Source organism: Rhodococcus sp. AQ5-07 (genome assembly GCF_009707305.1).
Classification (GTDB): Bacteria; Actinomycetota; Actinomycetes; order Mycobacteriales; family Mycobacteriaceae; genus Rhodococcus_F; species Rhodococcus_F erythropolis.
Window position 1 is genome coordinate 3804219 of record NZ_CP046099.1, and the last position, 13434, is coordinate 3817652.

Genomic DNA, 13434 nt, shown 5'->3' on the forward strand with positions numbered 1-13434 from the left:
CCCGCCTGGGCCCGAGGATCCGTAGCCGGTTCGGCCAATTCAGTACTGTTCTCGGGGCACCGCGTGGAAGATGGTGGACAGAAATTCGTTGCGGCAAGAAGGAGCACGGTGAGCAGTTCGGAGTCAGAGTGGATCGACGAGGTCACCGAACCCGCCCCTGCTGAATCTCACGCTGCTGAACCTCACCCTGCTGAGCCGGTCGATGTCGATGCGCATCTGCTCAGCCGGATTCAAGCCGACATCGAGGAGTCCCTCCTCGGCGGACCGCGCTGCTTCACACAGTCGCAGATCGCGGAATTCGCCGGGGTGACACGCGAGCGCGCCGATCGTCTGTGGGTGGCGATGGGCTTTGCCGTCGACGAGGATCCCGACGCGGTCATGTTCACGCAGCAAGACGCCGACGCCCTCAAGACCATCACCGACATGGTCAATCGAGGCGTCATCTCGCAGAACAGTGAGGTGGCAGCTGCCCGTTCTCTCGGACAGTCGATGTCGAGGTTGGCGGAGTGGCAGGTATCGCTGATCAGCACACACATCATCGATCAGCTTGCGGACTCGGTGGATCACGAACCCGACGCCATCAGAAATGTCGTTCTGAGCCTCGGCGCCGAGATCATTCCCGCTGTCGAATCTCTGCAGACGTACGTATGGAAGCGTCACGTCGCGTCGTCGACGGGCCGCAACGTGGGAAACCCGGGCGAAGAAGTCGCGAGTCGTGTTCTGGTGGTGGGTTTCGCCGACATCGTCGGGTACACCTCGCTGACTCGCGGACTCGACTCCGCCGAACTCAACGATCTGCTCGAGCGGTTCGAGTCCGCGTCCACCGAAATCATCGGACGCAACTACGGCTGGGTGGTCAAGACCGTCGGTGACGAGGTCATGTTTGCCGCCGAGAGTCCTCATCACGCCGCCGAGATCGCCTTGCAGATCCAGCAGGCGGTCCTCGCCGATCACGACGATCCACAGCTTCGGGTAGGTCTGGCCATGGGTCCGACGTTGGTTCGCTTCGGAGATCTCTACGGTTCGGTGGTCAACAAGGCCGCGCGCCTGACCAGCTCCGCTCGCCCCGGCACCGTGCTGATCGACTCCGAGCTGGCCACCCAGCTCGGCTCGGACGCCAATTTCAAACTGCGACACCTTCGTCCGCGACGAGTGCGCGGCATCGACCGCCTCGAGCAGTACGTGCTACGACGCAATCTGGAGCCGTGAGCTGTCAGCTCGACACTCCGCGTGCAGCCAGAAAATCGTCCACGATCTGCTCACACGCGGCCTCCCCGAGAGGCGTCAGCGTGGCCAGCTTGGTGAGCACCAAAGGTCCGACCAACTGAGCAAGTGCGACGTCGTAGTCGTACTCCCCCAACGCTTCGATCGCATCCGGTGAGCGCAGGATCCGATCGAACGCGTGACGGTACTGCTCGAAGACCGTCTGGCGCAGCGATCGCAATTCGGGCTTGTCCGTCGACAGCGCGTCGACGCTCGAGTAGCCCTTCAGCTCCGGCCCCAAGCCGAGCCAGCACATCGCCGTCACCTGGATCGGTGCGCTTTCGATGGCCTTGGCCTGACTGGTCAACAACTCGAGCAATTGCGCGCGGAGGTCACCTTCCCCGGACATCTCGGGCACCGGCGGTAAGAGGCGAGCAAATGCCGCGGCGAGTAACTCCGTGCCGCTGTCGAAATGCCGATACAGCGTCGCACGTGCGACGTTGGCCAATTTGGTGACGGCATCGATCGTCACCGCGTCCACGCCGCCTTCTGCCAGCAGCTTGGTCGCCGCGTCGAGCAACCTGGACCTGGAACGCTGTTTACGCGGATCCTCGTCGCTGACCTGCTTGTCGATTTCCTGCTTGTCGATTCCCGCCGTCACAACCTCAGTTATACCCACTTGGGGGTTGTGGAACTGCTGTTCTTGTAACGATACTGATGGTCTTGTTTCTATCGGGAGGTTTCGTGAGTAGCGATACGACGCTCGAACAGTCCACGTGGACCATCCGACAGATCTGGATGCTGACGGTCGCGTGCTGCGCCGTCGCGCTGGTCGTCGCAGCGATGGCCGCTCTCAACACGGCCCTTCCCGACTTGGCCCGTGATACCGGTGCAACACAGAGCCAGCTCACGTGGATCGTGGACGGGTACACGCTCACGCTGGCTTGTCTCTTGTTGCCGGCGGGCGCACTCGGCGATCGATACGGTCGACGAGAACTGCTCATGTTCGGACTACTCGTTTTTGCTGCCGGCTCGTCGATTCCGGTCTTCGCGGACGAACCGTCGTGGATCATCGTCTCCCGCGTGATCTCCGGCGTCGGCGCCGCATTTGTCATGCCGGCGACGCTGTCTCTACTCACTGCAGGTTTCCCGCCGGCGCAGCGTGCCCGTGCCGTCGGAGTCTGGTCCGGCGTCGCAGGGTCCGGTGCAATCGCCGGACTCGTCGTCTCCGGGCTACTCCTCGAAAAATGGTCCTGGCATTCGATTTTCGTCAGCCTGGCCGTCGTCTCGGTCCTCATCCTCGTGGTGTCGTTCACGATCGTGACGTCGAAGGACACGGAGGCAACTCCACTCGATCTACCTGGTACAGCGCTGATCGCCGGCTCGATCGGACTGTTCGTCCTGGGGATGATCGAGGCGCCGGCCCGTGGTTGGCTCGATCCGGTAGTTCTCGCGTTGCTGGTCGGCGGAATTGCCATGGCCGCGGTATTCAGCTGGGTCGAATTACGTACTCGCCATCCACTTCTGGACGTGAGACTGTTCGCCAATCGCGCATTCGGCAGCGGCGCAGCGTCACTGACCCTGCAATTCCTGGCGACTTTCGGCTTGTTCTTCCTGATCGTGCAGTATCTCCAACTGGTGCTCGACTACTCCCCCCTGCAATCGGCGCTCGCCCTCATGCCGATCGCTGTGCCGGTGATGGCGCTGTCCGTGGTTGCTCCCCTACTGATTCCGCGTATCGGCCTTCGCGCTCTCACCGCCACCGGTGTTGCCTTCCTCGGAACCGGAATTGCACTCTTGACGCGCTTGGACGCCAGTTCGACCTACGCCGAAGTCTGTGTCCCCTTGGTAGTAGCCGCTATCGGATTGGGCTTGTCGACAACCCCCGCCACTGCTGCGATCGTCTCCAACGCACCAGACTCCAAACAGGGTGTTGCCTCAGCAGTCAACGACGCAACCCGTGAGATCGGCTCTGCCATCGGCGTTGCACTGGCGGGAAGTATCCTCGCCGCCGGCTACGGCAATCACGTCCAGCCCGCGGTCGACTTGCTGCCCGAACCCGCCAAGGAACCGGTATCCGGTTCTCTGGCCGCCGCTCTCCATGTCGCCGAAGCAGCCGGGCCGCAGGGTGCCCAGTTGGCCGAATTCGCCCGTGAAGCCTTCATCAAAGGCATGGATCAAGGAGCACTCACGCTCGCCGCGATCATGTGGGTATCCGCGATCGTTCTGGGATTCTGGGCTCCGGGTCGTCAGCGAGACTGACCGCCTCGTCGGTACGCCGGGGCCTTGGTCGTCTGCTCCGATTGCAGAGTCTGCAGTAGGGGCATCGACCGGAGCGGCACCACAACCGAGAGAACCATGACGCTGGTCGACCGGGTGGCTATCCCCGACCGATTCAGTTCGAGCAGCGTCGCTTGCAAATCCTCGTGCGACGCAGCGGCAATCCGGCACAGCACGTCGCCGGAGCCGGTGGTGGCAAAGGCTTCGAGCACACCGGGGATTGCCTCGAGTTCCGCGGTGACGGTGTCGAGCGCCCCCTGGGCGATCTGCAAAGTCACGAATGCTTGTACTCCGAAACCCGCTGCAGCCAAATTGATGTGCGGCGCGTATCCGGCGATGACGCCCGCATCTTCCATCCTTTTCAATCTCGCCTGCACTGTCGCCCGCGCAACCTTGACCTGACGCGAAAGCTCCAACGCACCGGCTCTCGGGTGCTTGTTCATCGCGTCCAACAGAGCCAGATCCACTGCGTCGAGATTCACGTCTGCTCCACTCGTCGTTTAACTATGCAAATTGCCTACAAAACAGTGCCACCATCTTCGCATTCCGGCGCTGTGTCTACTTTCAACTACCTCCGTTGACTACCCAACCTCTGAAGGACTTATCTGTTTGTACTGGCAGTGCCGAACATAACTCGAGCACCGCGCTGTGTACATCGCACTCAGAGGGGACTCATCATGACCGTCGAACAGACTCTCACCGACGACGAACAGCTGGCCGGCCTGGATCTGGAGCAATTGCGCCAGTTGGTCGGCTTGGTCGAGTACGACAGCGATCACGATCCCTTCCCCGTGAGCGGTTGGGACGGCCTCGAATGGATCGTCGGAAATGCCACGCAGACTTCACATTTCTTCCAGTCCGCGTTCGGCATGGAATTGGTGGCCTATTCAGGCCCGTCGACGGGAAACCGCGACCACCACGCGTTTGTACTCAAGAGTGGGGCGGTGCGGTTTGTCGTCAAGGGCGCTGTGGATCCGGCAAGTCCGCTGATCGAACATCACAGCCGTCACGGCGACGGTATCCGCGACATCGCGCTCAGCGTCCCTGACGTGGACAAGTGCATCGCACACGCCATCACCCAAGGCGCGACGGTGTTGAGCGAACCGCACGACGTCACCGACGAGCACGGCACCGTTCGCCTGGCCAGCATCGCGACGTACGGCGAGACTCGGCACACCCTCGTCGACCGTTCCCGCTACACCGGCCCTTACCTTCCCGGATACGTTGAACGGACGTCGTCGTACCGCAAGCGTGACGGCGCGCCCAAGCGAATCTTCCAGGCCCTCGACCACGTCGTCGGCAATGTCGAACTCGGCAAGATGGACCAGTGGGTCGACTTCTACAACCGGGTCATGGGATTCACCAACATGGCCGAGTTCGTGGGCGGCGACATAGCCACCGACTACTCCGCGCTGATGAGCAAGGTCGTCTCGAGCGGCAATCACCGAGTCAAGTTCCCACTCAACGAACCTGCCATCGCGAAGAAGCGGTCACAGATCGACGAGTACCTCGAGTTCTACCAAGGTCCCGGCGCTCAGCATCTCGCGCTTGCGACCAACGACATCCTCGGAGCAGTCGATGCTCTGGTCGACGAAGGAATCGAGTTTCTCTCTACTCCTGCTTCGTATTACGAGGATCCCGAATTGCGCGCGCGTATCGGAGAGGTTCGAGTTCCGATCGAGGAATTGCAGAAGCGAGGCATCCTCGTCGACCGCGACGAGGACGGCTATCTTCTTCAGATCTTCACCAAGCCGATCGGAGATCGTCCCACCGTGTTCTTCGAGATCATCGAACGCCACGGCTCACTGGGATTCGGGCTGGGAAACTTCAAAGCCCTGTTCGAAGCGATCGAGCGTGAGCAGGCCGCGCGGGGCAACTTCTGAGGTAGGTCAGCTGTTTTCGGTCCACGCCCAGACCACCGCGGGTCGCCCGGTGGCACTGACCCGGACTCGTTCGTCCGTACGTTCCAGCCCTGGCAACGCTTTGAGCGTCCGGTTCAAGTTGCCCGGGTCCGGACGCACACCGGAAAGCTCCTCCGCCACGGCCAGTGCGTACGACGCCGGAAACGACGGACCCAGTAGTGCCCGCGTGAAAGCCTGATCTCGCCACAACAGGGTGTCAGCAAGGATCGGGCGGGTATCGGCGACTATCCGATTGTGGTCGAACGCAAGGTCCCCCGGGTTGTCCCAGCTCACCCATTCGGCCGAACCCGGCACCTCGTCCGACGAGATCACTGCCCACATGGTCACCGAGAGCGTCGGACCGCGGGGGTCTCGATTGGGTTCGTCGAACACGGTCAATTGACCGCTGACGAGGATCTTCTCGTCGGGAATTCCGAGCTTGGTGGTCACGGCTCGCCTGGCGGCGTCCTGCAACCGCTCACCGGCGCCCAGCAGTACACCGGGCAGCGCCAACTGCCCGGTGTACGGCTCCGCTTGCCGCGGAGTGACGGCAAATCGCAACATCCCGGGTTCCGGATTGCCGAACCGGAGCGCGATGACATCGATCGAGACAAGTGACTGGTCCACACCGTCCATCATGCAGGCACTGGGCATCGCACCTGACGATCGACCCGGTCGGCACCGTTCGCGGTCAGCACTACCGGCGCACCCATTTCCTCGCTCAGATACCGGGCGAAATCCTCCGGGTCGGCCGGAAGTTCCTTCGGCACGACCCCTACGGCTTTCAGGGAATCTGTCAGCGCCTGCTGGTGATCGAGATCCTTCCACTCTCCGGCGGGAACGAACGGCAATCCTTCGTACGCGTGCACCCCGTGGATCGGGATGCTTGCAGCCCGCGCGCGATCCATCGCATCGAGATGAGTAAGCGCTAAGCCGTCGACGCCACCGCTCACCTCGATTGCGTAGTGCAACAACAACTCGTCGAGGTGGCCCGTCCGGAATCCGCCTTGATACTCACCCGTCCCGTTGTGCAGCTCGGGCAACACCTTCGCCAGCTCCGGATCCTCCGTCGGGAACGGCCCAGCTCCGTGTCGTGTCATGTAGGTGCGGGTGACGCCGAGTACGTAACTGTCCCGGCCCAACTCGTCGATCATCGCTCGCGCGTTGGACGGCTCGACCGTCGACCACGTGGTGTGCGGGTGAAACCCCCGCCACTCGTCGAGAAGGACACCTTGTGCCCCCTCGAACACCAGACGACCACCGGCACCCAACGCGCCCAGCGCATCCGGGTCGGAGATGTCCACGACGGCACCGAATTCGGCGTACATGTCGACCATGTCGTCGATCGGCGGAAACCCGTGGCGACTCTCCGCGATCAACGGTCCGTAGAATGTGGCCAACGCCGACAACTTACGACGCAAGGAATCAGGTCGCCGGCAGTCTCCCACCGTAGGCGCACTCGCAACTTCGAGCGCATACGCCGCGGTCTCACCGATCCCCTTGCCACACGAGCCGTGTCGGTTACCGCCGCGAGCATCCTCGCGGGCCCTGTTGGCGGCCACGTGGATCGGTGTCGTCAACAATGCGCGCGCGTCGATCCGTATCAGATCGAACGGATTTCGAACTCCGAGCGCTTCCAGTGCACGCGCTTCCCGTGCGAGCGCGATGGGTTCGACCAACACGAATCTCGAGAGAAACGTCGGGACGCCGGACAGCGTTCCCGAGCCGAACTGCGAAAACGTGTGGTGGCGCTCGCCGACCGTCACGTTGTGCGCTGCCTGTGCCCCACCGTTGAAGCGGACCACTGCGGCCACATTCAGATCGGCTCGATCGGAGCAAAGCCAATCGACGGTTGCCCCCTTCCCTGCATCTCCGAACCCGAGGTCTACGACGACGATATCGCGGTCTTCGAACGGCTCCATCATGTTCTCCTTCTAGGCGAAATCGACATCGTCCGTGCCGGTTCCGAGATCGCGGGGCAACCCGGCCACCGTCGCGGTGCTGCGCCCTGGGATCAGGGCGAGAGCCTTGCCGACAGTCTCGGCTTCAGCTCTTGAACCGATGTCGCGGAGATCCGCCAGTCCGTCACGCAGGTCGATGCGGTCCTCGCCGATTCCGACCGTCAGCGCGATCAGTTCGCACACCGCGGCGGGATCGTCGAGTTTGACGAAGCGTTCACCGAGCAACGTCTTCCAGTGATCCGCGATTTCCGGATCGTTGAAGTACGACGACTGATCCGGCAGAACGAAGTAGACGTTCCATCTTTCTTCGAGTTCACTGTAGATCGACGGCACCGACACGTCCTGACGTACCTTGTCCCCGATCACCGAACGGATGTGACGAGCCGAGAGCCGCGGCTTGTTCAGCTCGTCGCCGATGATGAAGAGGTAGCCTTTCCTTCCGCGCTTCTCCCAGGCATCCGTACTGGTGTGACGTGCCATGAAATATGCTGCCAATTCATAGCTTTCCGATTTCTGACCACCACCGTTGCCCTCGAGGAAGATGGCCCGAAGCTGCTCGTCCATCGCGTTTCCCGACTCGAACTGGCCGACTTGTAGTGGCACCTGATCGGAATCGGCGTCGCCGATACCACCGAACAGAATCTGCGGATCATCCGCATATCCCTTGCGTTGCAGCAGCCCGTGCAGCTTTCCGAGCTTGTCCTGCATTATTCGAGGAACAGCGCCCATCGAGCCGGTGACATCGAAAAGCACTGCTATCGGGAGAGAATCGGGGTGCCCGTCCGAGTCTCGGCATTCACGCTTGTCGACGCCGAAGGGGTCGAGGGTCGGGTCCGCTTTCCAACTGCTTCGCGGACGCGACCGAAGCGAATCGGTGTAACCGAAATCGTCGACACCGCGTGCGGCACGAAAAGTCTTGCCCGCCAAATAGGTGTTGTCGTCCCAGTATCCGTAGCCCATGACAATCACTGTCCTTTCGTGGATGGAACGGCGAACGGACGAAATGTCCGCTGGCCATAGAGAAGATCGAGGAGTTCGTCGAACTCGCCAAGTAGGTCGACCGCGTCGGGACGCAATCTCGGGTTGTCCTGCATGCAGCCGTCGGCAAACGCCTTCATCCGTTCGTGGGTCTGCTCGCCCAGCATTCGGAGCATCAAATGATGAGCCATGTAGACGTCCCAGGCCGGAGACGCTCCTTCGCCGAGTTCCGGTGGGTACGAATCACGATCGGAACCGATCGTCGCCACCGGGCGACTGCCCGTACGGGTGGCAAAGGACCAGCCGACCAGCACCACCCCGTGCCGGTCAGGCTCGATAAGCACGTTATCCGCGGTAATCGCGGTGTGCACCCAACCAGTCGTATGCGCTGCTGCCAGAGCCCGAAGTAGCCGTCGGTGCATCCACGCCCAGTCCCGTGGATCGAGGCCACCTGGATACGCCTCACGGACGTCGGCGAGACTCACAAAACCTTCGGTCAGATCGTCCAGCACATCGATCTGACGTCTCGTGCCGCTGCCCACATGGGTGAGTTGATCGATCAATCGCGGGAAGTACGAGACTGCCCAACCGGCTTCGCACGAATTCTCGATGTCCGTCAACACATTCCGTTCGGCCTCGATCATCGAGTTCGCCCGAGGGTTTCGCGGAATCTTCAGTACGACACCGGCATCGGACCGGTACAGGTTAGCGACCGAGCCGCGCGCTACCAGTCCACCCAACGTGTACTCACCCCGCTCGCCGACATAAACGGGTCGAGAATCTGCCGGTTCGAACTCCGCTGCCCAACTGCGGTAAAGCTCGTTCAACCGAGATGTTGCGGCCGAGTATCGCACCCGATCTTCGGGCTTCGCCCGGTCCGGATGGATGGCGGAGGCGAGCCGATGAAAACGACGCTTTGCAGCGCGACGGGTGTCGAGATCGCTGGAGTCTCCCCCGAACACATCGGCCGAAACTCGTGCCGCCTCGACGATTTCAAGTGCCGTGCTGATCGTTTTCATGGTTTTAGTCTAACTGACTAAAACGAAGACGGCAAGAATGCGTATTTCATCCGAGTACATGCGCATCACATCAGGACACGGCAATCACCTGGCGGCACCGAGGGCTGAAACAGCTTTGCGTAGCTCGATCACTGCCGGACTGCTGTCGCCCTCGCGGGTACACAGATCGATCGAACACTGCTCGATGTCGGAAATGCGCACGAAACTGATATCCGAGCGGGTGTAGTACTCGGCAATGGTTGCTGCCGTTATCACCACCGCCCGACCGTTGGCGACAACCTCGAGTGCTTCGTCCATCGTGCGGACCGAGGGACCGTACCGGACGGGTACACCACTCGGGCGCGGGTCCACCGACCACCATTTCACCCATTCGGGTGGTGCGCCGTCACTCGAAACCTGCACAGTCCCATCTATTTCAGAAATCTCGATGCTCGCGCGACCCGCCAGTTGGTGCCCTCGAGGCAGAGCCACCACCCGCGGTTCGACGCCTATCCGTTCGAGCACCACACCGTCGAGCACCGGCAGTGGCGGTCGCACAAAGGCGGCATCGACGGTCGCGCTCGCCACCGCCGAAACCTGTTGGGACCAGTCCAATTGGACGAGCTCCACCTCCGCATGCAACGAATCGATCACCGCACGCCCCAAACTCCCGGCAGCCCCGTTGATGAATCCGATCCGCAACCGCCTGGCCCGCCGACGCTCGAGTGCGTCGAGACCGTTCATCGCGCGAACGGCAAACTCGAGAGCGGGCCGCGCATCCGCGACGAACACCTCACCCGCGGCGGTGAGCACCACCGGATGCGAACTGCGATCGACCAACTCGACTCCCACCTGCTCCTCGAGTCGACGAATCTGCTGACTGAGGGCGGGCGCGGTGACGAACAGCCGGTCTGCCGCTCGCCCGAAGTGCCCTTCCGCCACGACGACGAGCAACGAGGACACCAAACGCAGATTCAGATCTTCGCCTCTTCTCGCCTTCTTCATTACCGTCCATTCGGTTGTTTTCGGCCCGCCGCTCGACTTAAAGTGACGACCATCACGGTATCTGAACAGCGGAGTTAAGCAAACTGGCAATTCTCGAACGAAGATCTACATGTACAGCGAATGCCTCGCCAGGTCACAGTTGTCGCAGATCCGGACAGCCCGCCGAATCTGCGAAACCAGGAGATGTGATGAGCAAGTACGAGCACGAATTCGTCCACATGATGGATGGCGTCGAAAAGCAATTGGAAACCATCGACAATCCGCGGCACCAGAAGATCCTCCGTAACTACCGACGCCACGCCTTGCTCGAGGTCTCCGGTCGCTACAAGGAAATCCTCTCGCCGGACATGACCGTCGAAGAACCCGTCTACCGGTTGTTCGAAGACGGTCAGTCGATTGTCCTCGACGGCATGGACGCCGTCACCAACTTCTACCAGTCACTCGCCGAGACGGACACCCTTGTCATGTGGACCGGGAAGTCCGACTTCGCGGTATCGGACAGCGGGTTCTCGGGTGAGACACTCTTCAGTCAATTCGTTCCTGGATCGATCCTCGGAGACGGGGTGTTCGGCGCGGTGCACGAATCGGGCGGATCCACGTCCGCAGCCCCTGAACAGTCGTCGGGCATCGACTCCGACGGTTGGTATCTCGTGCGTCGGACCTTGGCATTCGTCTGGCCGTACGACGAGCACGGTCGACTCATCGGTGAGCACGTCTACGAAGATTCTGCTTCGAAAGTCGTCACCAAGGTGGATCCGAGCGAGGTCATCACGGCAGCGCGCGCAGCCGAACTGCTTGCCCCACTGCTCGAAACGCACCTGCCGTGAGCGCGCCCGTAGCCATTGTCACCGGCGCAGCGGCCGGGTTGGGCGCCGCTATTGCCGAGCGGCTTGCCGAGGACTTCGGCACCCTGCTTCTACTCGACATCGAAGAGGCTGCACTCGCCGACACCGCAGCACGCCTGGAAAGCCTTGGCGTCGATCGGTGCCCGCTTGGGCGGTGACATGCTCGCGCACTACGGGCCGTCGAAGGCCGCCGTGATCGAGATGAGTCACAGCGTCGCCCGGATCGGCGCGACTCGAGGGCTCCGTTCGAACACGGTCATGCCCGGGCTGATCCTCACCGACATGTGGCTGCGAACCATCAAGGAACTGCGTCGGCGCGATGCTGCACTAGCGGGCGTTTCCGATGCTGATGTCTTCGATTCTTTTGTTGCCCAAATGGTTCCGATGGGTCGAGCCCAGACGCCCGGAGACATCGCCGAGATGGTCGCGTTTTTGCTCAGCGACAAGGCTCGCAACGTCACCGGGCAGACGATTGCCGTCGACGGCGGCGCCGTGATGACCTGATCGGGTCGATGGCGGTCAGCCCCAGCGCGACTGACCGCCGTCGAGCGGGATCGTGGCACCCGTCAGATAACCGGCGTCTTCACTGACGAGGAAGACGACGGCACGACCGATGTCGGTCTCGGGATCTCCGACGCGTCCCAGCGGGATACCCGCGACAAAAGCCGCCGCCTCTTCCGGATTCTTGTCCATCCACCACTGCAACGCGGGGGTCTTGGCGTGCGGGGCGACGTTGAGAACGCGGATGTTGTCCTTGCCCCATTCGCAGGCGGCAGCGCGGGTCAACGAGCGCATGCCTTCCTTGATGGAACCGTAAGCGCCGTAGTTACTGGCATCCCAGCGCACGGCTGCCGAGGTGACCATGTTGATGATGACGCCACCGCCACGACTGTTCATGTGCGGGTACGACGCCTGCATCATGCGCAGGGTGGCGAGTGGGCCCGTCGCGAAAGAACGCTCGAAGTCTTCGTCCAGCACGCTCAAGAGCGGGCCGGGCTTGCAGTCGTTGGCGTTGTTGACCAGGATGTCGATTCCGCCGAACAGTTCGACGGTTCGGTCCACGGCCGCCGTGATGTCGTCCTTCTTGCTGACGTCACAAACCACGGCCTCACCGCGCGCACCGATGTCAGCGAGTAGTCCGCAGGTGGTGTGCAACTTGGATTCGGTGCGACCGGCAACGGCGATCACGGCGCCCTCTTTGGCCAAGGCCAGGGCAATCCCCTGCCCGATTCCCTGACCCGCACCCGTGATGAGTGCAACTTTGCCTTCGAGCTTGCCCATGTGACTACTCCAATGTCTGTCGACGCAGAGGTCCCTTTGCGGGAAGGACCGGTCGATTCTGGTGACTGCCGCCGTTTGTCGTCTACACTCGACCTACAAAACAACCAAGCACTTGCTTGACCCTAAGGTGTGCGACCACGTCGCGTCAATCACATTGGGCGGCAATTCAGCTCGGCACCGCACCAGGAAGGCTCCACCGTGACACTGCCCAACCCCGTCGATTTCAGCGGACGCTCGGTGATCGTCACCGGCGGCACCAAAGGCATCGGCTACGTCATCGCCGAAACCTTCCTCGCCGCGGGTGCGAACGTGCTGGTCTGTGGCCGTAACGAGCCCGAAAACCTACCCACCGCCGACGGCCGTAGCGCAGCCTTTCGCGCCACTGACGTCCGCGATCCCGCCGACGCCGCAGCCCTCGTCCAGGATGCCGTCGAGCGCTTCGGCCGTCTGGACGTCCTGGTCAACAACGCCGGCGGCTCCCCCGATGCCGATGCTGCGACGGTGTCACCCCGCTTCGTCGAGAAGATCGTGGCCCTGAACCTGTTGGCACCCTTCAACGTTGCCCAGGCCGCCAACGCAGTGATGCAGACTCAGGACGACGGCGGTGCCATCATCAACATCGGCAGTGTCTCGGCAATCGATCCGCAGCCCGGAACCGCGGCGTACAGCGCAGCCAAGGCCGGCCTCCTCGTTCTGACCAAGGCATTGGCCCTCGAATGGGCGCCGAAGGTCCGGATCAACCACATCACCACCGGCCTGATCCGTACCGAGGCTGCCGCCGAGGTCTACGGCGCCGACGGCGGCGCGGCGGTCACCAGGACCATTCCGATGGAGCGCATGGCCGTCCCGGCCGATATCGCAAACTCCTGCCTGTTCCTGGCGAGCCCACTCTCCTCGTACGTCAACGGCGCCGACATCGCCGTTCACGGCGGCGGTGAGTACCCGGCTCGCTACATGGCGACCCATCAGGACTGAACACAAG

General features: G+C 62.1%; 15 protein-coding genes. 7 read left to right on the top strand and 8 right to left on the bottom strand.

The window, feature by feature from the left end; genetic code table 11:
* The first annotated feature begins 63 nt into the window (after window positions 1–63).
* Window positions 64–1209, top strand: a complete 1146-nt coding sequence (locus tag GJB56_RS17585) for an adenylate/guanylate cyclase domain-containing protein (protein ID WP_113682549.1) — start codon at window positions 64–66, stop codon at window positions 1207–1209.
* Window positions 1210–1213: 4 nt separating this feature from the next.
* Here the strand turns inward: GJB56_RS17585 and GJB56_RS17590 are convergent, their stop codons facing one another.
* A complete protein-coding gene (locus GJB56_RS17590) occupies window positions 1214–1864 on the bottom strand; it encodes a TetR/AcrR family transcriptional regulator (protein WP_019745284.1) in 651 nt (216 codons plus the stop codon).
* A gap of 56 nt (window positions 1865–1920) precedes the next feature.
* Between GJB56_RS17590 and GJB56_RS17595 the strand changes: the two genes are divergently transcribed.
* Window positions 1921–3465, top strand: coding sequence for an MFS transporter (locus GJB56_RS17595; RefSeq protein ID WP_019745285.1), 1545 nt, complete (start codon window positions 1921–1923; stop codon window positions 3463–3465).
* On the opposite strand, the gene GJB56_RS17600 is transcribed toward GJB56_RS17595, so the two are convergent.
* Window positions 3453–3926: an Lrp/AsnC family transcriptional regulator gene (locus GJB56_RS17600; RefSeq protein WP_044479472.1), complete on the bottom strand. Its 474-nt coding sequence runs from the start codon at window positions 3924–3926 to the stop codon at window positions 3453–3455. The genes GJB56_RS17595 and GJB56_RS17600 overlap by 13 nt on opposite strands.
* Window positions 3927–4160: 234 nt before the next feature.
* Here GJB56_RS17600 and hppD point away from each other — a divergent pair, with 234 nt between their 5' ends.
* Window positions 4161–5366 carry a 4-hydroxyphenylpyruvate dioxygenase gene (gene hppD / locus GJB56_RS17605; protein ID WP_007732631.1) on the top strand — a complete coding sequence of 402 codons (1206 nt, stop codon included), beginning with the start codon at window positions 4161–4163 and terminating at the stop codon, window positions 5364–5366.
* A gap of 6 nt (window positions 5367–5372) precedes the next feature.
* On the opposite strand, the gene GJB56_RS17610 is transcribed toward hppD, so the two are convergent.
* The 5 genes from GJB56_RS17610 to GJB56_RS17630 all read right to left on the bottom strand — a co-directional run bounded on the left by GJB56_RS17610 (window position 5373) and on the right by GJB56_RS17630 (window position 10326).
* Entirely contained in the window at window positions 5373–6023 is a 651-nt protein-coding gene (locus tag GJB56_RS17610) for an NUDIX domain-containing protein (protein WP_020909123.1), read from the bottom strand.
* On the bottom strand, window positions 6020–7309 hold the full coding sequence (locus GJB56_RS17615) for an adenylosuccinate synthetase (RefSeq protein WP_397509856.1): 1290 nt from the start codon (window positions 7307–7309) through the stop codon (window positions 6020–6022). The genes GJB56_RS17610 and GJB56_RS17615 overlap by 4 nt, the downstream gene beginning before the upstream one ends.
* 9 nt (window positions 7310–7318) lie before the next feature.
* The gene (locus GJB56_RS17620) at window positions 7319–8305 is read right to left on the bottom strand and encodes a hypothetical protein (RefSeq protein WP_113682874.1); all 987 of its coding nucleotides are present in this window, start codon (window positions 8303–8305) and stop codon (window positions 7319–7321) included.
* A 5-nt stretch (window positions 8306–8310) separates the two neighbouring features.
* Window positions 8311–9342: a hypothetical protein gene (locus GJB56_RS17625; protein ID WP_113682551.1), complete on the bottom strand. Its 1032-nt coding sequence runs from the start codon at window positions 9340–9342 to the stop codon at window positions 8311–8313.
* 84 nt (window positions 9343–9426) lie between these two features.
* On the bottom strand, window positions 9427–10326 hold the full coding sequence (locus GJB56_RS17630; protein WP_020970785.1) for a LysR family transcriptional regulator: 900 nt from the start codon (window positions 10324–10326) through the stop codon (window positions 9427–9429).
* A 188-nt stretch (window positions 10327–10514) separates the two neighbouring features.
* Here GJB56_RS17630 and GJB56_RS17635 point away from each other — a divergent pair, with 188 nt between their 5' ends.
* Genes GJB56_RS17635 through GJB56_RS17640 form a run of 3 tightly spaced genes read left to right on the top strand, consistent with a single transcriptional unit; the run spans window position 10515 to window position 11675 of the window.
* Complete coding sequence (locus GJB56_RS17635) at window positions 10515–11153, top strand: hypothetical protein (RefSeq protein WP_113682552.1); 639 nt, start codon at window positions 10515–10517, stop codon at window positions 11151–11153.
* Entirely contained in the window at window positions 11150–11329 is a 180-nt protein-coding gene (locus GJB56_RS31655) for an SDR family NAD(P)-dependent oxidoreductase (protein WP_020909129.1), read from the top strand. The genes GJB56_RS17635 and GJB56_RS31655 overlap by 4 nt, the downstream gene beginning before the upstream one ends.
* Before the next feature lies 1 nt (window position 11330).
* Window positions 11331–11675 (top strand): SDR family NAD(P)-dependent oxidoreductase, encoded by a 345-nt coding sequence (locus GJB56_RS17640; RefSeq protein WP_019745294.1) that lies wholly within the window; start codon window positions 11331–11333, stop codon window positions 11673–11675.
* A gap of 15 nt (window positions 11676–11690) precedes the next feature.
* Here the strand turns inward: GJB56_RS17640 and GJB56_RS17645 are convergent, their stop codons facing one another.
* Window positions 11691–12452 (bottom strand): SDR family NAD(P)-dependent oxidoreductase, encoded by a 762-nt coding sequence (locus GJB56_RS17645; protein WP_020909130.1) that lies wholly within the window; start codon window positions 12450–12452, stop codon window positions 11691–11693.
* Between the two features lie 198 nt (window positions 12453–12650).
* Here GJB56_RS17645 and GJB56_RS17650 point away from each other — a divergent pair, with 198 nt between their 5' ends.
* Complete coding sequence (locus tag GJB56_RS17650; RefSeq protein ID WP_003940546.1) at window positions 12651–13427, top strand: SDR family oxidoreductase; 777 nt, start codon at window positions 12651–12653, stop codon at window positions 13425–13427.
* Window positions 13428–13434: the final 7 nt, after the last annotated feature.

What these genes read in the sequence shown, in the direction of transcription:
- hppD (WP_007732631.1), top strand. Translation starts at nt 4,161, where the DNA reads ATGACCGTCGAACAGACTCTCACCGACGACGAACAGCTGGCCGGCCTG.
- GJB56_RS17615 (WP_397509856.1), bottom strand. Translation starts at nt 7,309, where the DNA reads ATGATGGAGCCGTTCGAAGACCGCGATATCGTCGTCGTAGACCTCGGG.
- GJB56_RS17620 (WP_113682874.1), bottom strand. Translation starts at nt 8,305, where the DNA reads ATGGGCTACGGATACTGGGACGACAACACCTATTTGGCGGGCAAGACT.
- GJB56_RS17600 (WP_044479472.1), bottom strand. Translation starts at nt 3,926, where the DNA reads ATGAACAAGCACCCGAGAGCCGGTGCGTTGGAGCTTTCGCGTCAGGTC.
- GJB56_RS17645 (WP_020909130.1), bottom strand. Translation starts at nt 12,452, where the DNA reads ATGGGCAAGCTCGAAGGCAAAGTTGCACTCATCACGGGTGCGGGTCAG.
- GJB56_RS17610 (WP_020909123.1), bottom strand. Translation starts at nt 6,023, where the DNA reads ATGATGGACGGTGTGGACCAGTCACTTGTCTCGATCGATGTCATCGCG.
- GJB56_RS17595 (WP_019745285.1), top strand. Translation starts at nt 1,921, where the DNA reads ATGGTCTTGTTTCTATCGGGAGGTTTCGTGAGTAGCGATACGACGCTC.
- GJB56_RS17635 (WP_113682552.1), top strand. Translation starts at nt 10,515, where the DNA reads ATGAGCAAGTACGAGCACGAATTCGTCCACATGATGGATGGCGTCGAA.
- GJB56_RS17640 (WP_019745294.1), top strand. Translation starts at nt 11,331, where the DNA reads ATGCTCGCGCACTACGGGCCGTCGAAGGCCGCCGTGATCGAGATGAGT.
- GJB56_RS17630 (WP_020970785.1), bottom strand. Translation starts at nt 10,326, where the DNA reads ATGAAGAAGGCGAGAAGAGGCGAAGATCTGAATCTGCGTTTGGTGTCC.
- GJB56_RS17625 (WP_113682551.1), bottom strand. Translation starts at nt 9,342, where the DNA reads ATGAAAACGATCAGCACGGCACTTGAAATCGTCGAGGCGGCACGAGTT.